We start from the raw sequence: 23536 nt of genomic DNA on the forward strand, positions 1-23536 counted from the left end.
TATGCAGAGGAATTCTCAAACTTCAATTTTATTCTGTTTACTCACTTTAGGTTGGTAAAAATGATATCTGATTACCGTATCACTTTTTTTTACTTTTTCTCAATTTGTGGATTTTTGTTGGTGATCAATCCGCTGACTTCATCATCAGCATATGCCAATCCGTATGAATATGTGCTCGATAATGGCCTTAAATTGATTGTAAAACAAGACCATCGTTCACCGGTTGTGGTGACACAAATCTGGTACAAGGCAGGCAGCATTGATGAAGTCAATGGCGTAACCGGTGTCGCGCATGTTCTGGAACATATGATGTTCAAAGGCACAGAGAAAGTTCCCAATGGCGAGTTCTCAAAAAAAATTGCAGCTGCTGGCGGGCGTGAGAATGCTTTCACGAGTTACGATTACACGGCTTATTACCAGCAATTGCATAAAAATCATTTGCCGATGGCCATGGAATTGGAAGCGGATCGAATGCGCAATCTAATTTTAACCAGAGAAGAATTTGAAAAAGAAATCAAAGTTGTAATGGAAGAAAGAAGATTGCGTACGGATGATCAGGCGCGTTCGCTATTGTATGAAAAAATGATGGCTGTTGCTTTTCAGTCTCATCCTTACAAAAATCCGATTATTGGCTGGATGAATGATCTGGAAAATATGAGCGTGGAAGATACGCAGGAATGGTATGACCGCTGGTACGCACCTAATAATGCAACATTGGTTGTCGTCGGGGATGTTGATGCAGACGAGGTATTTCAGCTAGCAAAAAAATACTATGGTGCAATTCAATCACATTCTTTATTCGCGATAGATGCTCGTAAACCACAGGTCGAACCACCACAATTAGGCACTAAACGGATAACCGTCAAAGCACCGGCAGAGTTGCCTTATCTCATCATGGGATTTCATGCGCCTGCAATAAAAAATGTTAATGAAGACTGGGAACCCTATGCGTTGGAGATATTGGAAGGGGTGCTGGATGGCCATGCTTCAGCCAGACTGAGCAAGTCGTTGGTGCGCGAAAGTCAAGTCGCTAATTCTGCCAGTGCGGGGTATGGTGCGATTGCGCGCGGCCCAAGCATTTTTTTTCTGAGTGCAGTGCCTGGCGTTGGCAAAACAGTAGCTGACTTGGAGCAGGCACTGCGCTCCGAGATCGAAAAAATTATTCAAGAAGGTGTTACGGAAGTAGAACTAAATCGAGTGAAAGCTCAGGTAATTGCGAGTCATGTCTATCAGCGAGATTCCACTTTTTCTCAAGCTATGCAATTGGGTAGACTGGAAAGTACTGGATTATCTTATCGTGATACGGATACCATCCTGGAGAAGTTAAAAGCAGTTACTGCTGAACAGATACGCGATGTAACAAAGAAATATTTTACTGATGAAGGTTTGACAGTCGCGGTATTGGATCCGCAGCCATTGGAACAGAAAGCTCCGAAAAAAATTCCCGGCGGTTTAAGACACTAGGAAGCGCTGAACACGCGTCATTCCGAACATAGTAAGGATTGCATTGATTGTTAGAAATTTCTTTGCTGCATTTTTGGATGACAGATGCGAGTTTTTCAGCGTTTATCCGGATTGAACTGAAATTTCGACAGCCGTCTTAAAAGAGTTAATGGACCGCTGTCGAAGAAAAAGTTATATAGCGGGTTATTCCTTTTTATCTCCGTGCGCATGATCGCCGTTTTGCTGTTTTTTGCCATGATCGTGCATGTGTTTATGCATTTTTTCCTTCATGTTGCGCCTTTCTGTTTCATCCAGAAAACCATCTTTGTTGGTATCTTTCTTATCAAACATGGCTTCATGGTGCTTCATGAATTCCTCTTTGCTGATTTTGCCATCATTATTTGTATCTACTGATGACATTTTATGCTCACATTTGTGGCCATGATCGTGTTGACCTTCAGATTTTGTGTTGCCATGGCTATGTTCTGAATGTTGTCCGCTTTGTTGCGGATGGTTGCTGCCTTGAGTGGTATCTGCAGCGATGACCGGAGTTACAAATTGCGTAACTAAAAAAGCAGTTCCGATAGCGATTGAAAGCAAGTTTCTTTTTAGATGCATCTTGTTCTCCATAATATTGATTGAGTGAAAAGGTTTGTGAAACCTCGTGTTTTAGAAACGAACAAATCTTTAAAGTTCGGAAATTAAATTAACTCACAGGAGTCTTGCCATCATTTTCAGGTAACGATGAAGTGCTGCCGGTAATGCTTAAGTTCGTTAATGGAATCATAAATGTCTGCGAGAGCCTCATGCTTACTGTTTTTAGAAAAATTTGCCACAATCTCTGGCTTCCAGCGTTTCGCCAACTCTTTTAAAGTACTGACATCCAGGTTGCGGTAATGAAAATAGGCTTCCAATTGTGGCATCGAACGAACCATAAAGCGCCGATCCTGACAGATGGAATTACCGCACATCGGAGAGATTCCCGAGGGTACGTGCAATTTTAGAAACTCGACCATCTGTGCTTCTACTTCGGCTTCCTTCAGTGTGGATGCTTTAACTTTATCGATCAGGCCCGACTTGGCATGGGTCGATTGATTCCATTTATCCATGCCATCAAGTATTTCATCGGGTTGATGCACGACCAGAACCGGTCCTTCGGCAACTGTATTCAGTTGTGAATCGGTTATAACTAGAGCGACTTCAATGATGCGATCGTTATCTGGATTGAGTCCGGTCATTTCCATGTCGACCCAGATGAGGTTATTATTATCTTGTGCCATAATTATCTAAAATTTGAATGCAATGAGTTTAATTGTGTCATATTGCCCTTAGTCAGTCACTTTTATAAACTTTTGTATTCGATTTATATACTATGCAGATATTTACATTGATTTTTTTGATTGCGTTATTACTTACCACGCTAACTCAGGTTTGGCTATCAGTCCGGCATATCCGTCATGTACGTATTCATCAGGACAGAGTGCCTGAAGAATTCGCCGGTCAGATCAGCTTGGCTGATCATAAAAAGGCGGCCGACTATACCTGCGCAAAAACTCGTGCAGGATATCCAGGCATACTCATTCATGCCGCTCTATTGCTTGTGTTTACGCTCGGCGGCGGATTAAATATCTTGAGCGAATTCTGGGCCAATTGGTTAAATGATCCTTTGGCGCATGGCATGGTACTGATCATCAGCACTTTTTTCATAATGAGTGTCGCTGAAATACCCTTAAGCTACTACCGTACTTTTGTAATCGAAGAGCAATTTGGTTTCAACAAGATGACACCGGCGATGTTTTTTACCGATTTGATCAAACAATCCGCGCTTGGCTTATTGCTGGGCGCGCCTTTATTGTTTTTCGTACTGTGGTTGATGGAAAAAATGGGGGAAAGCTGGTGGGTGTATGCCTGGTTTGCCTGGATTGCTTTCAACTTATTTGTGCTGGCAATTTTTCCTACGTGGATCGCACCGTTATTTAATAAATTTACTCCGTTGGAGGATGCTACGCTTAAAACGCGCATCGAGCAATTGATGAATAAATGTGGTTTTAAAGCCAGCGGACTGTTCGTGATGGATGGCTCACGCCGCAGCAATCATGGCAATGCTTATTTCACCGGATTTGGCAAAACCAAACGTATCGTATTTTTTGATACGCTGCTGGCGCGTTTGAATCCCGCCGAAATTGAAGCCGTCCTGGCGCACGAATTAGGACATTTCAAGCATCGTCATGTAATCAAACGCATTGTGATTTCATTTGCGATGAGTCTGGCATTTTTCTGGATTCTGGGCTATCTGATGGAACAGAGCTGGTTCTATGCAGGATTGGGTGTTGAAGTTGCTTCCGTACCGTCGACTGCGATGGCATTGCTGCTGTTTTTTCTGGTGATGCCTGTTTTTACCTTTTTGCTACATCCAATATCAAGTATTTATTCACGAAAACATGAATTTGAGGCTGATGCCTACGCAGCGCGGAATGCATCGGCGGATGATTTAATTCATGCGCTGGTCAAGCTGTATCAGGATAATGCAGCAACGCTCACGCCAGATCCGCTGCATTCGGCTTTTTATGATTCACATCCGCCGGCATCCATCCGGGTAGCACATTTACAAAGTCAGGAGCAAGCATGAACAATACCGCATGTGATTTATCATCCAAACAATGCAAACCGTGCGAGGGCGGTGTGCCGCCATTGTCAGCTGCTACGGTTGCTGATTATCTGAAGCAGCTCGATGGCTGGCAATTGCAGGACAAGCAGATTGCCAAGACCTATGAGTTCAAGAATTATTATCAAACGATGGCGTTCGTCAATGCGGTGGCATGGATTTCGCACCGCGAAGATCATCATCCCGATATGTTAGTTGGCTACAACCAATGCGTGGTTACGTATACGACACATGCCATTGGTGGTTTATCCGAAAATGATTTCATCTGTGCGGCGAAAATTGACACGTTATTTTCAATTTGAACCTTCGTCCCAATAGAACCAAGCAGCAGACGCAGTATCCAACCGGACAGGTAATTGCCGCATTTGGCAGGCACTATTCGATCAAAACGGCGAGCGGTGAAATCATTTCCTGTGTCATGCGTGGCAAAAAAGGCGGTATTGCATGCGGTGATCGGGTTGAATATCAGCTGACCGCCGCAGAGCAAGGTGTCATCGAAACGGTTTGTCCGCGCACTTCATTACTATATCGCAGCGATGCATTCAAGGAAAAAATCATTGCCGCCAACGTGACGCAAGCCATCCTTGTCGTTGCGGCGATTCCCAGCTTTAGCGAGGAATTGATCAACCGCTGCCTGGTCGCGGCGGAAAGCGAGGATATCGAGGTATTGATTGTGCTGAATAAAGCCGATCTGGTTGAACCGGCGCACATTGCGATGGAAACGTTGTCGCTTTACCGGGATTTAGGCTATCGTGTACTGCCATTGTGCGCTCTGCAGGATGTTTCAGCGTTAAGACCCTATTTATCAAACCATCTCAGTGTGCTGGCTGGTCAATCGGGAATGGGCAAATCCACCGTGCTCAACGCACTGGTTCCGCAAGCTCGGCGCGCCACGGCAGAGATTTCATTAGCACTGGATTCCGGCTGCCACACGACCACGCATTCGCAGCTTTATTCCCTTGATGACAATAGCGCTATCATCGACTCTCCCGGATTCCAGGAATTTGGATTGGATCATATTACAGAAGAAAGCTTGGCCTGGGGGTTCATCGAATTTCACCCTTACCTCGGGCAATGCAAATTCAATAATTGCCGTCATATCACTGAGCCCGGTTGCGCGGTGGTACAAGCTGTGCAGCAAAAAAAAATTAACTCCCGGAGACTTGGCTTTTATCATCGTTTGCAGCGATAATTAAGACAGCGCTGGATTTGAAATGATAATTTCGATGCAGCGATTTTGCTGACAGCAAAGATGAAGGCGTTGCCGTCGATTCAAATCGTTGGCATTGTTGGAAGATATACATTAAAATCCCAGTCCGTATAAATGCTTAGGCTATTCCTTATTGATATGGCTTTCTTTTTTTCTTGATCCGATTGGACTGCATATATGAGCGGAACAGAAGAAAGAATGGATGTTCCACAGAGTCGTAACATTTTCCGATAAGTTTTTTAGCTGTGCCAATGCCATTGCCATTGCCAATGCGATAATCACTACTCATTGTATAGGCTGGGAAATTCAGTTTGAATAATAATCAAAGTTGAGCGCGTGGTTTTAGATACATTGAATCTCCACCCATCTGCGGTGTTTCTGCTTGTTAAGTCTGAATGAACATACTGCCTTTACATCCTTCCTTTTTGGTCACTATTATTATTCGCAGTATGGACCGATCGACACTCGTCGAAGCGTTAGAGTCAGTGGCCAATCAAACCTATCCAGACATCGAAGTGATAGTGGTCAACGCCAAAGGAGGCAGTCATACTCCCCTTGAATCGAGTTGTGGTCGTTTTTCACTCGGCCTGACTAATCAGAATGGCGCTCCTGTCGGACGTAGTGCTTCAGCAAATGCAGGTTTGGAGGCAGCCCGAGGAGATATTCTGGGTTTTCTTGATGATGATGATTTGTTGCTTCCGGATCATGTGGCAAACCTGGTAAATGCGTTGTGTGCCAACCCTACGGCTATTGCCGCTTACTCTAGCGTGCAGGCAACGGATGATAGCGGGCAAGTATTGCGTGAATTTGCCAGTTCATTTGATTCAACTTCGCTGCATCTGGAAAATTTTTTGCCCATTCATGCGGTTCTGTTTCGTCGCCTGGCTTACGACTCCGGGGTGCGTTTTGATGAGAATTTTGATCTTTGTGAGGATTGGGATTTCTGGATTCAAGTGGCTCAACATGGAAATTTTATTTTTGTGAATGAGTTGACAGCAATTTATCGTATTGGCGGAAGTAGCGGTTTCGCTATTCACGGCGACCCCGAGCTTGCGAGGGCGGCTGAGCGCGCAGTGTGCGCCAAATGGCAAGTTCGCATGAATGCAGCTATTTTTTATGAATTGGTTTGTCGTGCTCGTACCTATCCGAAGCTCCATGAAGTGCAAGCGAAAGCTGATTATCTTGATTTTCAAGTTAAGGATTTGAAGCGCATATTGATCGAAGAGAGAAGTATGCTGATTGAAGAAAGAAGCATACTGATAAAAACGAAGCAGATGTTGGATCAGGAGATCCAGGCGCGTATGAAGGTTGTTGAAGTTTACGAAAATTCATATTCCTTTCGTATCACGCGCCCGTTACGTATTGCAGGACGATGGCTTAGGCTGCTTCAGCGCGCATGGCGGGGGTTTCTGCTGCTGGATTGGCGCTTACAACTGCGTGTTCTGAGCTGGATTTTGACGGGTCAGATGGCGCCAGCACGACGGAAGCTGTCCTTGGCTGCACAAGCCTCTGATGTATCGAAAGATTCAACATTGCCAGTTACAGCTGCGCCACGTATGCGTGCCACTTCTATTCCATTCTCACCTCTGACAGTACAAATCGATGTGGTGATTCCAATTTATAATGGTTTTGATTTTTTAGCGCCGCTATTTGATAGTCTTCAGCGCGCAACGAGCACTTCATTTCGTTTGCTGGTCTGTAACGATGCCAGTACCGATGACCGCATCCAACCATGGTTGGAGCGCCGTTTGCAGGATTTTCCAAATGCCTTGTTGCTATTAAATGAAAGTAATTTGGGTTTTGTGGGCGCAGTTAATACGCTCTTTATGCATGTTGAGAATGATTTTGTACTGCTTAATTCGGATGTTCAGGTACCTCCGTTTTGGTTGGAGCGATTGTTTGCGCCGATGCTTTCGGACCCAAAAGTTGCCAGTGTCACTCCATTCACGAATGCAGGGGCAATTTGCAGTTTCCCGAAGTTTTTCGTTGATAATACTGTTCCGCAGGGATTGACTGCGCTGGAAGTGGATGCCGTTCTGGCAGCACTGGAAGATTCAGCGCCCATTGAAATTCCTACCGGAGTTGGTTTCTGCATGGCTATTCGTCTGGAAGTTGCAAGGCGGATTGGCTTATTTGATCCTGTATTCGGGAAGGGTTATCGCGAAGAAAATGATTGGTGTGAAAGAGCTAAAGAATTGGGTTATCGGCATGTGCTGGTGCCTAATTTGTTTGTATATCATGAGCATGGCGGTTCTTTCCCATCATTGGAACGTCAGAAACTGGCAGACAGGAACGAAGCGATATTGCGTAAACGCTATCCGGATTTGTTTGAGCAGTATGAGTGGTTTATTCGGAATGATCCGATACGTCCAATGCGTGATTTTCTGTATCTCATGGTGTTGGCTAAACAGGCCGCTCACCCGGCCTTGGTTATTATTGATAATGTGATCGAGGGTGGAGCTTATGCTTATAGTCGTGAGTTGATCGGCAATACCATTGCTGCCGGTATTCCGGTACTGCACTTGCTCGATGATTTCCGTACCGGGGAATTGCGTGCCGAATGGCTTTCTAACTATGGTCAGCTTACTTTGAATTTCAGCGATTACTCCGATTGGGGTCGAGTGATTGCGGGGATTCAGCCGGAAAGTGTGTTGATCAACAATCTTTACTCGTATCGCGCACCTATGAGCCTTCTTCGCTGGCTGGCCGGCAGATCCGGCTTGAAGGGGATTCCTGTAAGTATTGCTTTGCATGATTTCTTCATGCTGTGCCCAAGTTTGTTTCTTATCAATCATGAAAGGAATTTCTGTAATTTACCCGATGAAGAAACCTGTAATCATTGTTTTAACCGTTTGCATATGGATTTTCCGGTTGGCGCGGAATCCATTACGGAATGGCGGGCGGTTTGGGCAAAAGCATTTGCCGTGATTGATCACATCATTGCTTTTTCTGATAGTACGCGAGATTTATTTATCCGCATTTATCCGCAATATGCGAGCAAAGTTGTGGTGCGTCCGCATTCTCTAGCACACTTTCACCATCGTCAGGTTGCGGTTGATTTAAATAAACCACTGCATATCGGAATTGTCGGATCGATTTCATGGCATAAAGGATGGAATATTGTGAGGCAGCTGTGCGAGGAGATTGATACTCATCATTTACCGGTCCGTGTTACCGTGATTGGCGCCTTAGTGCCCAATTTTTCTGCAGCCTGTCTGAATCAAACCGGCCGTTATGAGCGTGCTTTACTGGCACCGACAATTGAACAATCCGGTGCAAATATTTTTTTGTTTCCATCAATCTGGCCGGAAACATTTTCTTATGTGGCACATGAATTAATGGCCTGTGGTGTCCCACTTTGCTGCTTTAATTTCGGTGCTCCTGCAGATGCCGTTGCGAGTTATTCTTCAGGTTTGGTGCTTGAGCAAACTACCTCTGCACAATTACTTTCGCAAATGGATCATTTTCGCTTACGGCTTTGTACGCAAAAAAACGAGGCGTGTGCACTCACTGAATGAATTAATGCGGCAAGAATGTCGCGAAATGTACGATTCCCATACCGCAATAATAATCGTCGGTTGCTATGCTCATGATTTGAGCACGTTCAAATTCCGATGTGCCTTCCCAGAAATCACGAAAAATATCAACGGCCAGATGCGGATCGATGCGTAATTTACCAAGGCCGGAATCTTTCATCGAACGATAGTCACGGGCAAAAGCCAGCGCTCCTGCACGCAATTCGGAACGTAAGGGTATGGAAGCCTTCTCAGCTTCGCTCAATGGATTGTATACGCCGGCCACAGCATGATTGTCTTGATAGCAGTAATGACTGATTTGCGGATCATCCGATCCCATGAACATTTCCAGAGGAACGTTATAACGTAATAAGGGCGATTGATCGGGTGTGGCTAAGTCCTCGCCAAAGCAACCTGCGATGCGCACACCGTGACGTGTGCGGACTTCTGCGGCGGCTGCGCGAGTTACCATGTAATAGCCCTGAATTTTTCGTTCCAGCAGGTCGCATAATCTACCTTGGATAGTTCCTGCATAGCCCACATCGACCAGTGCCGCCACTCCTTCCGTTAATTTGATTTGCTGTAAATAGGATAGCATGGGTTCGCGCTCCATCGCCGCACGCCGATGGATTGCATCCGACAGGGTTTCCAGCACGGCGAGCAGAGCGTCATCAATCTGACCTGCATGAATTTCTACCAGACGTTTGCGTGACCAAATGCCGCGTTGCTCCAAAGCCGTTAATGTGGTGTGATCCAATGTCAGGCCAAAACGGCGCAGCAGGAATTCTGACAATGAATTGGCCTGATAATCCGTGCGGGCAATGGCCAGAATATCCTCATGAGACCGGATCATTGCCACCGAAATCGCGCGGCGTGATAATACTAAATAATTGGATTGTGGGATATTGTAGCCTGAGGTTAATACCTCATGGATATCCTTCATCAATTGCCCCTCGCGGGCAAGGAAATATAAACGATCAATATTATCGGCATGGGCCTGATCAATTAACCATTCGCTAAAGGCAGCTAACAGCGGACCCACAATCGCATAGCCAATGCCGTATCGTCCGCATTGAGTCAGTGATGCGCGATCCAGTAAGAATTGCCTGGGTTGAACTTGAAAGAAAGTGCGTACAATATTGCCCAGCACCAGCTCATCAGCAGTCGGGCCGGCTGATTTTACTTTTTCTATCCAGGTACTGAGGCGTGGAAAATACGCTGCTAATGCCAGCGGGCTTTCCAGAACCGCAATCTGAAAACCCAGTTGTTGTGGAATCTGTTGATCTGAAACGGGGTGATCGCCAATCATAATGGCCTGTTCCGGCAATATTTGCTCATTTTCTGCAATGTGGCGAAAAAGCTCCCCGGTAGATTTGCGCACACCCACTTCGGAGGAAAGGTATAAGGCGTCGTATTCAAGGATATTGCATTTTTGCAGCATTTTTTTGATGACATCTGATGACAGAAACATATCGCTGGCCAGCACTACTTTTTTGCCAGCCTGTTGTGCCATTTTCAGCACCTCGATCATCCCCGGCAGGGGTTGTGCCAGGGCCAATTCTATTGATTCCTCAATGAACTGCAACTGCTGGGCATCGCCCTCGGCGGTACCAAAAAGACGAACATATTCCGTGCAAATATGGGCTAAACTGACATCGGCGCTTCCTGTTTCCCGCAATGACATTTCAGCTGCCTGTCGTTGTTCTGGGTAACGGTCGCAATTGATGCGCTTTGCGATCCAATGTTTGGTATTTTCCGGATCAAGCAGCGGGCGTGTAATGAGCGTATCAAAAATATCGAAAATTACCAATCGGATGTTCGGATGCTCTATCCGGATCAATAGCGCATCACGATCGAATAGTGTGTGATAAGGGTGCGAGTGACCGATCGAGCGACGCATTCGATTAAAGATTTCATTGATGGAACGTTTTATTGTCGCTTTTGCTCCATAGGTTTTCTGGTATCTCAATACCTTGCGGAGAAATTGATGATTAGTCATGGATAAATGATGAATTAAGAATTATTCTCAACAGGGTATGATATTACACAGCTTTATTGAAATATTTTGCATCCCGATAACAAAATATATGACAGTATGAATTATTTTTGTTACCGCATTAAGACACCAAGATTATTCGTTTGCAAAGAGAAACTTAATAAATACTCAGGGAATTAGTTTCTTAAAAGATTTTCGAGGTAGATTCTCAGTTTTAACATTCTATACTGCAAGCCACTAAGGGGGCCCTTTTTTTCAGCCTCTACAAAGGCCTCTGCATAACTCTCTTCTGCTTTTTTAGGGAGAAAAAGGCCGCGATAGCTGGCTAGTCCGATGATTGCAGAAAGATAATTACAGTGAGAAAGTGGTAACGCATAACAGGATATAGCTTGTTTCTTGAGATTAATCACACTGCTGATGTCCATAACCCGGGTAGCAGGAAGCGGGCTCCAAATTTCATAAATAAACGCACGCGATGATGTTTCACAGCGCTGCCAGCAGTTTAAAACAGCGTGGCCTATGGCGACATGGTCGCGATGATAATCCAATACCGAAGGCAGGAATAACCAATCCGGGTTAAATTGGTGCAGTAGTGTATCAACTTTGGTTTCAAACTGAGAGGAGTTGCGAAAACCACCGTCCGGTTCGTCGAGGAATTCCATGTCATTGATCCCCAATGTCGCTAACGAGTCGATCGCTTCCTTACGTCGAATGAGGGGGGCGTCGGCATCAAGACTGCCGGCACCGGCACCATCGGTGACGAAAATAACTTTGACGGAGCATCCTTCTTGTCGCAGTAAAGCCAGCGTACCGCCGCAGCCCAGGATTTCGTCATCCGGGTGCGGGGCGAAAACGAGAATTTTTCCGTTGTGAATGGGAGTAAGCGGTGTTGGCAATGGACAAAGTCCTAGTCGGGCTATTTTAGCCTGCTGTAGCTTGGCGATAAATTGTTTCATACCTATCCGTAATTTCAATGACATCCGGCCATGCGTTAGCTCTTGCCAACCCCTGCTGTGCAATTGTTTCCCGTAATTTTGAGTCATTCAGCATGCGCTGCATAGCTTCCGCCAAGGCATTAAGAGTGGGTTCTGATAATAATGCGCCGTTTTTTACCACTTCGGGTACGCCGCCTACAGCGGTGCAAACCGCCGCTGTACCTGCCACGAGTGCTTCAAGATTTGCCAATCCGAAGGATTCGGAAGCTGAAGCGCTGACATACAAGTCGGCGGCGCAAAGATATAAACCGATATCTTCAGCGACTGCGAACAGGATCTCCTGCGTAAGTTTTGATTGTCGAGCCAGTTTTTGTAAAGCATTGTGATCACCTTCACCCAGAATAACTAACTGGAGTACTTTTTCTAGCTTAAGTTGGGCACAGGCTTCGATAAGTAATGGATATTGCTTAACCGGGGAGATGCGGCCAATACTCAATATATAAATCGCAGACTCGTTCCAGTTGAGACGATTTCTTGCGTCCTTCCGGCTGTAACGGTTCACCACGGGCCGCGCGTGAACCAGATCATGCCAATGAGCAGGTGGCGGATGAATGGCCAGATCATGCGCAATCTGAGCGATGCCGCGGCGAGTGGGTGCAATTACCCAGGAAGCTGCACGCAGTGTATTGGCTTCCCAGCGGCATAGGATACGCATCACGCGATGACCCAGATGCACGCCATCTTCGTGAATGGCTTGAGTATAACAACCGAAACCATGTTCGGTGATTCCCCACACCGGTTTGTGATCGGGATAGAATCGCAGGAAAAAACGCAAACTCAGGGCGATATAGGGATCATGGCAGTGTACGTGGGTATATTTTTGCGTAACTGCCAGTTTTGCGGCAAGACGTCCCATATTAAAGCGTTCCAGCAGAACCTGAAACAGTGTGGGGAAATGGGTGGGTTTGTTTTTGATTCCGGGTAAGGAGATTAATAGATATAGGAGGCGTTGTTGCCAGAGTATAGCGCGTTGCCCTAAGTCGGCTTGGCAAAGATAGCCCACCTCGACGCCACGACGCTGGAATTCTTTAACAATCGGGGCCAGACTGCGCCCGAGACCGTAACGCTGATCCGAACGGGTTTCACGTGTAACCATTAAAATTTTCATGGCGATCAATGTTTCACTTGCGTGGAGATTGCGCTTATTGTCGTGAGTCTATTTATTAAAATGCCTATTGTATCGTGAACAATAGTTACATTTAATCCAATACAAACTCATTTAGCGGAAATCCGTATCCCCGGACATCAGCCACCAATGGTTACGTAAAGAATCAATCGATGGCGCGTTATCCCAGGTGCTGGCGGGAATACGAATATCCAGCGTTTTTCGGGTACCGCGGGCGACTGCAAAATGAGCGGCAAAGTTTTCCGTGATACGACAAAACAATCGTTGCTGGCCATTAATGCCTGCCAATCGTCGAGCATGCAGAACAAGAAGAGGGATCTCGGCTAATGGCGCGATGAAGTCGACAATTTCGCATCCGTGAGCGTCATAACGCAGTATAAGCACACCTCGTGTTTGGTCGCCACCGCGGTTTTTTATCAGTACGACCTGGTAATGCTGGGTAGGATGATTAAGATAGCGATATTGTATATAAGCCCAGTCGCGAACACCAACTAATGCAGTTTGCAAATCATTAGCCATTTGTTGCCAGCATTCATTAACGATGAGCGTAGTTTGTGCAGTATTATCCAATGGGGTGATGGGAAGTAATCGGGTGCGCCAATGGGGAAATTTCGATAACGGTGACCAGGTGATCTCGACCATTTTTCCAACTTCACCATATAATCCGTGCCGTTCCGCAATCTTCATGTGGCGTTCGTTTGGAAATCCAAAGCCGATTAGATAAGGTTTGCCATAACCAATGTAATGTTCCAGAAAAGCCGCCGTCATCAGAAAAAAAGGTCCTTTCCGGGTGAGTATGCCCCGTTCGCTGGTATCAACCATGACATCCGCGATTTGCACCGCTGTTTGAGGTTGTCCAAAAAATAGAATCTGTCGGGCAACACCGCCGTAGTGAGCAATCAGCTTATCTCTTCGCCATACACCCAGTGCATGGCTTGGGTTTGCACCATATTTCCATTGCCAGGTAGCGGGCGTCATAGTGTGATTAAATGTTTTTTTAAACAAATCAAACAGCTTATGTTTCTGGTTCTCCTTGAGAGGCTGCAAACGCCATTGAGGCGTTGTTTTTTTCCTGAAACGCAACAAAGCGTAGCCATATTCCCCATGAGTATATTTTTCCCGATTAATCCGGTTGGATTGTTCGAGTTGTGTCAGTTGTTCAGGGTTAAGAAAAAGATCCCTGATCAGCTTTTGCCGGTATGTTGAAATGGCCTGTAACAAATAATCGAAGGTAGGTGCCGCTAACGCGGATAAATCCAGGTTCTCAGTCAACTCAAACCCGGATCGCTCGGCGAGCATGATCATATTTTTGAGTAAATGGAGATTTTCTAAATGTGTAGTATTGTGCTTCAGTGCAAATTCGCCCATTACGATCAATTGTCCCGAGGGCGATAACAGATCCAGTGCTTTATTAATAATTACCAGTTGATCAATGTATTGCGCTGATTCCTTAAATAAAATGATATCAAAGCCTTTCGCTTCAGTATTAAGGGTTTCCAGCATATCGACAGTGATGCCACTAACATCGTAACCCGGTGGGTTGAGCAGGGATGAGATTGTTCCTGAGCCTATCCCCACTTCCAGAATGCGGCAGGGAGATGGCGGCAGCTTTGATCGCAGGAGTTCATGCGTAGATTGCTGCGCTGTCCGCATACTGATTTTGTCGTTTTGGAACAAGCCAAAATGTAAATCCGAAGCGATGCCTTCATGCAGGTGCAACGCGTGGGCGTATATATTGAATGGAAACGCCAGAGCCTCACAGGGAGAGGATGAGGCTGCTGTTATTGAAGCAGTCGCATGAGTAGCTTGACGATAATGCTGAGTGCTTTGTATCGGATTGTGATTAATGGATTTAGTCATTCTGAATAATGGTATTGTTTTCCCATTGGTGAGGAATTGAAAAATATCCCTGAAGACGTCCTGCTTGAGTTACTTGTAAGGTGGCAATAGCTTCTGCGGAATCATACAGATGCAGGCCGCGTTCACACAATAAATAGATATTGACCAGATATTCTCCTTTAAGGAGTGGCAATCGTTCCAGCCGGAGGCAAAGTTGCCCTGATCCATCGGTTGATCGTTGAATCGCGAATTGATCTTCCCATGTGGCTGTACTGGTTATGATCCGGCCATCTTTGGCATGTAGCGTCATGGCGATATTCGGGCACGGGAGTGCGGGATCGGAAGCAAAACTTATGGCTATCAGAATATTGGATTGGCCGCTGGCGATATCGGCATGCGATGTGCAGGCGGCATCCGCGATGAGTTGCACTTTTTCCAGATGCGCATTGCCGGAGGGATGCTTTTTGTGCGGCACAGGGGCGCTTTTGCCTGCAAAATGCGTGTCGGCTGCTGGGTTAGCGGTACTTTGATCCAAAAATGACTGATAGGCCGATACCACCTGGGCGGATTCACCGTCTAATACCATTTTGCCTTTATTGAGCCAGATCGCACGGGCGCATAAAGATTCAACCTGAAACAGCGAGTGGGAACAAAACAGGATTGTTTTACCCGCATCGCGCATTTGCATGATGCGGGTAAATGATTTGCGGGCAAACGCGCCATCTCCCACCGATAAAGCTTCATCGATGATCAGGATGTCCGGGTCGACATTGATGGCAACGGAAAATGCCAAGCGTACATACATGCCGCTGGAATATGTTTTTACGGGTTGATCAATAAAATCACGCACACCGGAGAAATCAATAATTTGTTCGATACGCTCAGCAATTTCCGCCTGATTTAAACCCATGATCGCTGCGCTCATCATGACATTCTCGCGCCCGGTAAACTCCGGGTTGAATCCGGCACCGAGTTCCAGTAAAGCAGCGATACGGCCGTTCACTTGCACTTCACCGTAGCTGGGGGTTGAGGTGCCGCAAACCAGTTGCAGCAGTGTCGATTTCCCCGAGCCGTTTTGCCCTACGATGCCTACGACTTCTCCAGGCATTATCGTTAAGTCGATATCGTTTAGCGCCCACAGTTCGCGGTAATATTGACGTGAACCCCACCATCGATGCGGCCACAAAAATTGTTTTAAACGATCTCTGGGGTGCTGATACAACTGATAGCATTTGGATAATTTTACGGCGTTAATGGCTGGCTCATAGCCCGAAGCATTAAAGGACATCGGCGCATCCTTGGTGTCTTTTAAACACGACATTGAAAACAAAAGCATATATCGACAATATCAGGGCAGGGTTGATAAATGGCCATAATGCTCCCGGGAACAAACCCCGGTATCGACAGATCACTTCGTGCTTAATCATTCGCAGGATGAGCGGAGCATGCTGCCATAAGCTGCGGAAGCTGTTCGGAAGGATGGTATTAAACAGATGCAAGAAACTAAACTTAGAATGTTGAATAGCACATTATCGCAGATAAACACGCGGAAATTAATGCAAAGAAAAAGATTGGTTTTGTCACTATTATGAAAAATAAAGATAGCGATTCTTGTTATCTTGTCTGATTGCTTGAACTATTAATTATGCCTATAGTCCATCCACTGCCTGAGCGGTAGCCATTTAGCTTCAAGATCGCGCGAGCATAGGCATGCATATTTTTGCATCAATGAATTGTTGGAATAAATACACGCTTGTCCTGCATATTCAAATTTTAGTGTAAATTAATGGCATTATAATTGTTGCAATTACGCAACATGCCCGATGGAAACTTCGGTTACAAACTTGCAAAGAGGTTTTGTTTTGGGCAGAATGGACTTTAACTTGGCTTTTGTGGTATTTTCTGCTAGGACATTGTGTGAGTTGCGCAGAAGTTACATAGAGACAAAGTGAAAGTGAAAAACTTGCAAGTAATTTACTTTGGTATTTATTTTTAATTTTTATAACGAGGGAGCTCCCATGGCTATAACAGCAGAACAACAAACTAGTATTCTGGAAGTTGCTATAGGTTTGTTTAATGCAGCACCAGGCAAGATCTATATGACCGAGTTGGCGAATATGGTTGACGCGAACGGCGGTAATTTATCAATCGAACAATTAGCTGATTTTTTGGATGATACTGCAGTATTCAAGGACAATATTCTGGTTGGTAATGTAACGATAGAAGACCAAGCAAACATATTACTGAATAACTTCGGTCTTGCAGCTGACGATGATCCTGCCAGTGCCGGTTCTCAAGCAAAAGCATTCTTTGAAGGTGAGCTGGCCGCAGGTAAAGGCCTGGGCGAAATCGTCATCGAAGCCATCAATTATTTGAATGGTTCTCCTGCAGAGGAATTTGCCGCAACTAAAACTTTGCTGGACAATAAGGTTCTGGTTGCTAAAGCCTACTCAGCTGCGGGTTCGTCGCAGGATATAGCGATATTACAAACCGTATTAAGCAAAGTAACCGGGGATGCTCCTTATACAGAAGAAGACGTACAACAAGCCTTGGCAGATAGCGGTGTGCCGACCGGTAATGGATCAGGATTTTCATTGATCGTAGGTGAAGATAGTTTGACTGGTACTAGCGGCGATGATGTATTTACCGCATTGGCCGTTCAGGATAACACAGGCGGTGTAGTCAATTCGCTTGAGTCTATTGACAGGTTGGATGGTGGCACCGGTACCGATACCTTGACCGCAACGCTGATAGCCAATGCGGCGCCATCCTTGACCAGTGTCGAAAATATCATTGCCCGCTTTGGTGGAGCTGTGACGCTTGATCTGGCTAACTCAACAGGTGTGCAAGCTGTCACTGTACAATCAAGCACTGCTGCAGGTACTGTTTCTAATATAGGTGATGCTGCGACTCTGGGTGTTAGAAATCAAGTTCAGGACGTGACATTCAGCGGCAATACTGCTACTACTCAGAACTTGAATTTAGATACGGTGGGAAATTTTACGACACCGACACAAAATACAGTTACTCTTGATACGGGTGCTACAACGTTAAATCTTTCAGTGAATAATGCGAATGCCGTCATTGCGACATTGGCATCTGTTAAAACGCTGAATGTAGCTGCGCGTGGAACGAATGAGATTGCTCAAGGTTCTGGTGCAGCCACCACAACGGCAACCATCACAGGTACTGGTAGCGTTGAATTGCAGGATGCCTTTACTGTCCTGACAACATTGGATGCAACAGGTAACTCCGGTGGTGTAACCGCCACAGTGGATGCTACTGCAGTCACGGTTAACGGCGGTTCTGGCAATGATAACATCGTCTATACTGAAGCAGTAGGCGCGACTGCGGCTGTGGCGTTAGGTGCTGGCGATGACCGGTTTGCGATTACAGCGGCATCGACTGCCGGAGCTACTGTTGATGCGGGTGATGGTAATGATACATTTGCGGTAACTGATGGTGCTTTTCTTGATGCCGATGCACAAGATATTTATTCCAATTTTGAAACACTGGAAATTGGTGATACCGTAACTGCAACCGGCGGAACAGGTACCTATGATATGGACAACCTGCCCGGTCTGGGAGCAGTTACCATTGGCACGGCACTTGCAGGTGCAGTAATTATCGATAATGCAGTGGCAGATACAACGGTGACGATCAATGCTGAGGAAGCAACGGATCTGACTCTGGGTCAAAATTTGGACTATGTCTTGGCAACTGCAACGGGTTCTTCCGACGATGTAGCACTGACACTGAATGGATTGGACGGTGATGATGATGGTGCAGCTGGGGAAGGTCAGATAACAGTGGATCAGTTTACAGCCAACGATATCGAATCCTTTACCATCGCTTCCAATATTGGTGGTATTGATCCTGATTTTGAAAATACGGATTACACCAATACCATTTCTGCACTCATCGGTGACGCGGTTGAAACATTGACTTTCAGTGGGAATGCGAATTTAGTAGTTACTGCCCTGACAGCGGCTGAAGTTAATACAATTGATGCCAGCGCGATGACAGGCGCGTTAACGATTGATGCCAGTGGAGCAAGCGGCGTCGAGTTCCTGGGTGGATCGGCTAACGATGTTTATACCGGAACCGCTGACGGCGATACCATTACCGGTAACGGAGGTGGAGATGATATCGCCTTGGGAGCTGGATCTGTAGACACCTTGATCCTGAATGCTGCGGGCGATTCCTTGTTGAATGCAGATCTGGATGGCCATGATCAAATTACCGGCTTTGGTGTTGCTGGGCAGCTGGACGTCATTGATGTGGGTATCTTTGGATTTACCGGTCAGCAGGCTTCAGCACTGGCAAATAAAGGCGCTCTGGCTGCCTCGATTGTTGATGGTTCGACAACGTCCATAACAGACTTCTTTGCTTCGGGCGGTGTGGATCGCGGTGTGGCAATCGGTACCAACGGTGGAAATACTTATGCGTTTATCGACGCGAACAAGGATGGTAACTTTACATCGGGTGAAGATGCTGTGGTTGAGTTGACAGGTGTCGTCGGTGTTACGCTGGCAAACTTTGGATTCTAAATCGTAAATTAGAAAACGAAGCCAGTAACAAAACTAAAAAGCCACCCTGAAAGAGGGTGGCTTTTTTATTTGTCGTTTTCCAAGAAAAGATATCTTCCAAGAGTGCGCGAATTATTATCAGAGTTGGATTTCAGAAGCAACGTGGAATAGAAAATTGCGAGGTATCGATAAAATGACAAGGCCGTAAATGGAAATTACTGGGTGGATGGTATATAGCCCAGTGTGCTATGCGATAAAAGAATCAGTTTTCCACTCTGATATTAGAAGCAGCTGTGATTTCTGAATTAAGCTGTTGACAGGCTAAAAGCGGATCATTGGCCTGAGCGATTGGCCTACCGATAACCAGATAGTCTGCGCCATTCCGGATGGCCTGCTGTGGCGTCGTAACTCTTCGTTGATCATCCGTAGCATCATTATTGCGCGGACGTATGCCCGGTGTTACCAAACAGAAGCGCTCTCCCAATTGCTGCCGCAGATGGGCGGCTTCCAGTGCGGAGCAAACAACGCCGTCCAGTTCGCATTCGAAGGCGAGCCGTGCCAGGCGGTCGACGATCTGCGCAGGTTGACCGGCTAAACCGATATCAGCAAGATCGTCCTGATCCATGCTGGTGAGCAACGTGACTGCGATCAGTTTGGTTGTGCCCGGAGTTATGGCTTTCCGCGCCGCTTGCAGCATTTTGCGGCCACCAAGCGCATGTACATTGACCATCCACACGTTTAAATGAGCAGCAGCCTGGCAAGCTTTGGCAACCGTATTGGGGATATCGTGGAATTTAAGATCAAGAAATACATCGAATCCTTTTGTCATGAGCTGCTCGATGAGGTGCGGGCCGGTCGCGGTGAACAACTCCTTTCCGACTTTCAAACGGCATAATTGAGGATCAAGCCGATGCGCTAACTGTAAGGCGCTTTTATCATCCGGGAAATCCAGCGCTACAATGATGCGGGGTTCATGCATGAAGCTAGGCGATGTTTAATCGTTCGAGTTACATCGGCATCGAACAACAATCATAGCGATAAGTGCGCCCAGTGCAAAGGAAATCAAAAGTACAACACTAAGGGGTAGTTCGATAGACTGATCCAAGGTGTACTGGAGCATGACAGGATGCGAGTTTTTGGATGCGAATACCGCAAGTATTACAAAGACTACAATACGAAAAAGCCAGGCAACTAGATTCATCATAATGAGTAGAGTCCGTACAGGTTATTAGAGATGTGAATAAATTATAAGCTCAAAACAGGCCGAGTACTTAATATTTCATTACCCAGACGAAAGATTGATGCAACGGTGCAGGATGGTTGATGTATCTGTGCGGCAGGTGATGAAATGGCCACACAGATACGCATTTCCGTTTGATAAAAACTATTTCTTATCCGTATAGTCCACCCGTTCACGCATTTCCTTGCCCGCTTTAAAGTGCGGCACATATTTCTCCGGGACTTTGACTTTTTCGCCCGACTTGGGATTGCGTCCGATACGCGGCGGCCTATAGTTCAAATCGAAACTGCCAAAACCACGTATTTCGATACGTTGACCACTGGCCAGACTTTGAGCCATGGCATCAATAATCGTTTTGACCGACAATTCTGCATCTTTTGCAACCAGTTGGGGGAAGCGTGCTGCAAGCCGGGTAATTAATTCAGATTTCGTCATGAAATATCCTTATTGCTCAGTGTTTTTACTATCCATTTTTGCTTTCAGCAAAGCGCCCAGACTGGTTGTACCTGCATTGGCCGGAGCTTTAATTTTTTGCATGGCGCTTGACTCATCTGATTTATCTTTTGCCTTAATCGAAAGATTAATGGTTCGGTTTTTGCGATCCACATTGATGATCATGGTTTCGACCGTATCACCTTCTTTCAGGAAAGTGCGAATATCTTCAACCCGGTCGCGCGAGACTTCGGATGCGCGCAAATATCCCTCGATATCATTCGTGAGTGCTATGACAGCGCCTTTAGGATCAATTGATTTTACCGTGCCCGTAACGATGCTGTTTTTATCGTTTTCGGCAACGAAGCTGGTGAAAGGATCGCCTTCCATTTGCTTGATGCCCAATGAAATGCGTTCGCGTTCGACATCGATCGATAAAATCATGGCTTCGACTTCATCGCCTTTTTTATAATTGAGCACGGCTTCCTCGCCAGGCTGGTTCCAGGATAAATCAGATAAATGGACAAGACCATCGATGTTTCCAGGTAGTCCGATAAATACACCGAAGTCAGTGATGGATTTGATTTGACCGCGAACCTTGGCATTCTTGTCATGAGTGGCGGCAAACTCTTCCCATGGATTAGTCTGGCATTGTTTCATGCCCAATGAGATACGGCGACGTTCTTCGTCGATTTCCAGGATCATGACTTCAACTTCATCGCCCAGTTGCACAATCTTGGAAGGATAAACATTTTTGTTAGTCCAATCCATTTCTGAAACATGCACCAATCCTTCGATACCTTGTTCGATCTCAATAAAAGCGCCGTAGTCTGTCAGGTTGGTTACTTTGCCGAACAGACGGGTGCGTGCCGGATAGCGGCGCGATAAACCTACCCAGGGGTCTTCGCTCAACTGCTTCATCCCCAGTGATACACGATTCTTTTCCTGGTCGAACTTGAGCACTTTGGCGGTGACTTCATCGCCGATATTGACGACTTCGGAAGGGTGTTTAACCCGGCGCCATGCCAGGTCGGTAATGTGCAATAAGCCGTCGATGCCGCCCAGATCAACAAATGCGCCATAGTCCGTGATATTTTTTACCACACCTTGAACCACCGCGCCTTCCTGCAGGTTGGATAACAAGGTTTCCCGATCCGCACCTTGTGTCGCTTCCAGTACAGCGCGGCGCGAAACCACTACGTTGTTGCGTTTCCGATCCAGCTTGATGACTTTGAATTCCATTTCCTTATTTTCATAAGGCGTGGTGTCTTTAACAGGTCGAATGTCGACCAGGGAACCGGGTAGAAATGCCCGTATGCCATTAATCATCGCAGTCAGACCACCCTTAACCTTGCCGTTAACCATGCCAGTCACAATCTTGCCGCTTTCCATTGCCTGTTCCAAATCATGCCAGGCGGTTAGACGCTTAGCCTTATCACGGGAAAGTCGGGTTTCGCCATAGCCATCTTCAAGGGATTCGATGGCAACACTGATAAAATCGCCGGGCTTAACTTCAATCTCACCGCGGTCATTTTTAAATTCTTCAACGGGGATAAAGCTCTCAGATTTAAGTCCGGCATTAACAATTACAATATTGTAATCAACGCGGACGACCTCAGCAGTGATGACTTCACCAATACGCATTTCCTGCCTTGAGAGGCTTTCTTCAAAGAGTGCGGCGAAACTTTCGGGGGATTGTTGAGTTGCAGTGGAAGCATTAGTCATTATAAAAAAATACCTGATTGATAATCCAATGGTTTGGATGGCCAATGGACTGGTTAGTTAATAAAATGTTTGGATAATAGATTTCTTACTCTTTTACGTGTAGGCGTTAAGAAGTATGTTGATCTCTATTCAAACGCTGGCTTTATGCACAATTTCATTATACCAGGAGAGAACAGTGTCTTGTGCCTGGGATATGGTCAATGCCGAAGTATCCAGTAATCGCGCATCCGCGCTTTGCCCAAGCGGCGCGATGCTACGATTGCTATCCCGTTCATCCCGTTTCTTGATATCATGCAATAGGTCTGCTATGTTAGCATTTATTCCTTTCTCTTTCAACTGGTTATATCGTCGGTGTGTGCGTATTTCGGCGCTGGCCGTTAAAAATATTTTTAGTGTGGCGTCGGGAAAGATAACCGAACCCATATCGCGCCCATCGGTAACCAGCCCCGGAGGTTGGCGAAATGCGCGTTGACGCTCTGTGAGCGCTGCCCGAACTTGGGGATAGGCCGCTAACTGGGAAGCGAGCAAGCCGCACTGTTCCGCGCGAATATCTTCTGTGACGATGGCGTCATCAAGATAGATCTGCTCATTTCTAAATACGATGTTCAGGTGTTTGGCAATTTGGGCAAGCTGATCAGCGTCGTGGATATCAGCGTGCGATTGCAGTGTTTTCAAAGCAACCAGACGATAAAGCGCGCCACTATCCAGGTAATGAAATCCAATCTTTCGAGCCACTAATTGAGCAATGGTGCCTTTTCCCGATGCTGACGGACCATCGATGGTGATAACAGGTATTTTCTCAGTTTTCATTAGGAATCTTA

At 46.1% G+C, this 23536-nt stretch carries 18 protein-coding genes; 6 read left to right on the top strand and 12 right to left on the bottom strand.

Annotated elements, in window-relative coordinates; genetic code table 11:
- The first annotated feature begins 60 nt into the window (after window positions 1-60).
- Window positions 61-1464 carry a M16 family metallopeptidase gene (locus CPG39_RS10605; RefSeq protein ID WP_096293373.1) on the top strand — a complete coding sequence of 468 codons (1404 nt, stop codon included), beginning with the start codon at window positions 61-63 and terminating at the stop codon, window positions 1462-1464.
- A gap of 183 nt (window positions 1465-1647) precedes the next feature.
- On the opposite strand, the gene CPG39_RS10610 is transcribed toward CPG39_RS10605, so the two are convergent.
- The gene (locus CPG39_RS10610; protein WP_096293375.1) at window positions 1648-2061 is read right to left on the bottom strand and encodes an EF-hand domain-containing protein; all 414 of its coding nucleotides are present in this window, start codon (window positions 2059-2061) and stop codon (window positions 1648-1650) included.
- Between the two features lie 116 nt (window positions 2062-2177).
- The gene (gene orn, locus CPG39_RS10615) at window positions 2178-2723 is read right to left on the bottom strand and encodes an oligoribonuclease (protein ID WP_096293377.1); all 546 of its coding nucleotides are present in this window, start codon (window positions 2721-2723) and stop codon (window positions 2178-2180) included.
- Between the two features lie 92 nt (window positions 2724-2815).
- Between orn and CPG39_RS10620 the strand changes: the two genes are divergently transcribed.
- From CPG39_RS10620 to CPG39_RS10635, 4 genes are all read left to right on the top strand, one after another.
- The gene (locus CPG39_RS10620) at window positions 2816-4072 is read left to right on the top strand and encodes a M48 family metallopeptidase (RefSeq protein ID WP_096293378.1); all 1257 of its coding nucleotides are present in this window, start codon (window positions 2816-2818) and stop codon (window positions 4070-4072) included.
- A complete protein-coding gene (locus CPG39_RS10625; RefSeq protein WP_096293380.1) occupies window positions 4069-4410 on the top strand; it encodes a 4a-hydroxytetrahydrobiopterin dehydratase in 342 nt (113 codons plus the stop codon). Before CPG39_RS10620 ends, CPG39_RS10625 begins: the two co-directional genes overlap by 4 nt.
- Complete coding sequence (rsgA, locus tag CPG39_RS10630; RefSeq protein WP_096293382.1) at window positions 4407-5300, top strand: ribosome small subunit-dependent GTPase A; 894 nt, start codon at window positions 4407-4409, stop codon at window positions 5298-5300. The genes CPG39_RS10625 and rsgA overlap by 4 nt, the downstream gene beginning before the upstream one ends.
- 413 nt (window positions 5301-5713) lie before the next feature.
- Window positions 5714-8836: a glycosyltransferase gene (locus CPG39_RS10635; RefSeq protein WP_096293384.1), complete on the top strand. Its 3123-nt coding sequence runs from the start codon at window positions 5714-5716 to the stop codon at window positions 8834-8836.
- A 1-nt stretch (window position 8837) separates the two neighbouring features.
- Here CPG39_RS10635 and CPG39_RS10640 read toward each other — a convergent pair whose 3' ends face one another.
- From CPG39_RS10640 to CPG39_RS10660, 5 genes are all read right to left on the bottom strand, one after another.
- Window positions 8838-10832, bottom strand: coding sequence for an HAD family hydrolase (locus CPG39_RS10640; RefSeq protein WP_096293385.1), 1995 nt, complete (start codon window positions 10830-10832; stop codon window positions 8838-8840).
- A 173-nt stretch (window positions 10833-11005) separates the two neighbouring features.
- Window positions 11006-11785, bottom strand: a complete 780-nt coding sequence (locus CPG39_RS10645) for a PIG-L deacetylase family protein (RefSeq protein ID WP_172424113.1) — start codon at window positions 11783-11785, stop codon at window positions 11006-11008.
- Window positions 11751-12920: a glycosyltransferase gene (locus CPG39_RS10650; protein WP_172424114.1), complete on the bottom strand. Its 1170-nt coding sequence runs from the start codon at window positions 12918-12920 to the stop codon at window positions 11751-11753. The genes CPG39_RS10645 and CPG39_RS10650 overlap by 35 nt, the downstream gene beginning before the upstream one ends.
- A gap of 123 nt (window positions 12921-13043) precedes the next feature.
- Entirely contained in the window at window positions 13044-14810 is a 1767-nt protein-coding gene (locus CPG39_RS10655; RefSeq protein ID WP_096293390.1) for a GNAT family N-acetyltransferase, read from the bottom strand.
- Window positions 14803-16077 carry an ABC transporter ATP-binding protein gene (locus CPG39_RS10660; RefSeq protein WP_096293391.1) on the bottom strand — a complete coding sequence of 425 codons (1275 nt, stop codon included), beginning with the start codon at window positions 16075-16077 and terminating at the stop codon, window positions 14803-14805. Before CPG39_RS10660 ends, CPG39_RS10655 begins: the two co-directional genes overlap by 8 nt.
- A gap of 730 nt (window positions 16078-16807) precedes the next feature.
- On the opposite strand from CPG39_RS10660, the gene CPG39_RS10665 reads away from it, so the two are divergent.
- Entirely contained in the window at window positions 16808-19339 is a 2532-nt protein-coding gene (locus CPG39_RS10665; protein ID WP_096293393.1) for a beta strand repeat-containing protein, read from the top strand.
- Between the two features lie 241 nt (window positions 19340-19580).
- Here CPG39_RS10665 and pyrF read toward each other — a convergent pair whose 3' ends face one another.
- The 5 genes from pyrF to cmk form a co-directional block, all read right to left on the bottom strand.
- Window positions 19581-20297: an orotidine-5'-phosphate decarboxylase gene (gene pyrF / locus CPG39_RS10670; protein WP_096293395.1), complete on the bottom strand. Its 717-nt coding sequence runs from the start codon at window positions 20295-20297 to the stop codon at window positions 19581-19583.
- A 15-nt stretch (window positions 20298-20312) separates the two neighbouring features.
- Entirely contained in the window at window positions 20313-20522 is a 210-nt protein-coding gene (locus tag CPG39_RS14910; protein WP_096293397.1) for a LapA family protein, read from the bottom strand.
- Between the two features lie 180 nt (window positions 20523-20702).
- Window positions 20703-20993, bottom strand: coding sequence for an integration host factor subunit beta (locus CPG39_RS10680; RefSeq protein WP_013648728.1), 291 nt, complete (start codon window positions 20991-20993; stop codon window positions 20703-20705).
- A 9-nt stretch (window positions 20994-21002) separates the two neighbouring features.
- Window positions 21003-22715: a 30S ribosomal protein S1 gene (gene rpsA, locus CPG39_RS10685; RefSeq protein WP_096293398.1), complete on the bottom strand. Its 1713-nt coding sequence runs from the start codon at window positions 22713-22715 to the stop codon at window positions 21003-21005.
- Window positions 22716-22844: 129 nt separating this feature from the next.
- On the bottom strand, window positions 22845-23525 hold the full coding sequence (gene cmk, locus CPG39_RS14585) for a (d)CMP kinase (RefSeq protein WP_096293400.1): 681 nt from the start codon (window positions 23523-23525) through the stop codon (window positions 22845-22847).
- Between the last annotated feature and the right edge of the window lie 11 nt (window positions 23526-23536).

The organism is Nitrosomonas ureae (genome assembly GCF_900206265.1).
GTDB classification, from domain to species: Bacteria; Pseudomonadota; Gammaproteobacteria; order Burkholderiales; family Nitrosomonadaceae; genus Nitrosomonas; species Nitrosomonas ureae_C.

Bases quoted from the DNA above. Each gene is read 5' to 3' on its own strand.
- CPG39_RS10665 (WP_096293393.1), top strand. From the start codon at position 16,808: ATGGCTATAACAGCAGAACAACAAACTAGTATTCTGGAAGTTGCTATA.
- orn (WP_096293377.1), bottom strand. From the start codon at position 2,723: ATGGCACAAGATAATAATAACCTCATCTGGGTCGACATGGAAATGACC.
- CPG39_RS10620 (WP_096293378.1), top strand. From the start codon at position 2,816: ATGCAGATATTTACATTGATTTTTTTGATTGCGTTATTACTTACCACG.
- CPG39_RS10650 (WP_172424114.1), bottom strand. From the start codon at position 12,920: ATGGTTACACGTGAAACCCGTTCGGATCAGCGTTACGGTCTCGGGCGC.
- CPG39_RS14910 (WP_096293397.1), bottom strand. From the start codon at position 20,522: ATGATGAATCTAGTTGCCTGGCTTTTTCGTATTGTAGTCTTTGTAATA.
- CPG39_RS10640 (WP_096293385.1), bottom strand. From the start codon at position 10,832: ATGACTAATCATCAATTTCTCCGCAAGGTATTGAGATACCAGAAAACC.
- CPG39_RS10610 (WP_096293375.1), bottom strand. From the start codon at position 2,061: ATGCATCTAAAAAGAAACTTGCTTTCAATCGCTATCGGAACTGCTTTT.
- cmk (WP_096293400.1), bottom strand. From the start codon at position 23,525: ATGAAAACTGAGAAAATACCTGTTATCACCATCGATGGTCCGTCAGCA.
- CPG39_RS10645 (WP_172424113.1), bottom strand. From the start codon at position 11,785: ATGAAACAATTTATCGCCAAGCTACAGCAGGCTAAAATAGCCCGACTA.
- CPG39_RS10680 (WP_013648728.1), bottom strand. From the start codon at position 20,993: ATGACGAAATCTGAATTAATTACCCGGCTTGCAGCACGCTTCCCCCAA.
- pyrF (WP_096293395.1), bottom strand. From the start codon at position 20,297: ATGCATGAACCCCGCATCATTGTAGCGCTGGATTTCCCGGATGATAAA.
- CPG39_RS10605 (WP_096293373.1), top strand. From the start codon at position 61: ATGATATCTGATTACCGTATCACTTTTTTTTACTTTTTCTCAATTTGT.
- CPG39_RS10635 (WP_096293384.1), top strand. From the start codon at position 5,714: ATGAACATACTGCCTTTACATCCTTCCTTTTTGGTCACTATTATTATT.
- CPG39_RS10655 (WP_096293390.1), bottom strand. From the start codon at position 14,810: ATGACTAAATCCATTAATCACAATCCGATACAAAGCACTCAGCATTAT.
- CPG39_RS10660 (WP_096293391.1), bottom strand. From the start codon at position 16,077: ATGTCCTTTAATGCTTCGGGCTATGAGCCAGCCATTAACGCCGTAAAA.
- rpsA (WP_096293398.1), bottom strand. From the start codon at position 22,715: ATGACTAATGCTTCCACTGCAACTCAACAATCCCCCGAAAGTTTCGCC.
- CPG39_RS10625 (WP_096293380.1), top strand. From the start codon at position 4,069: ATGAACAATACCGCATGTGATTTATCATCCAAACAATGCAAACCGTGC.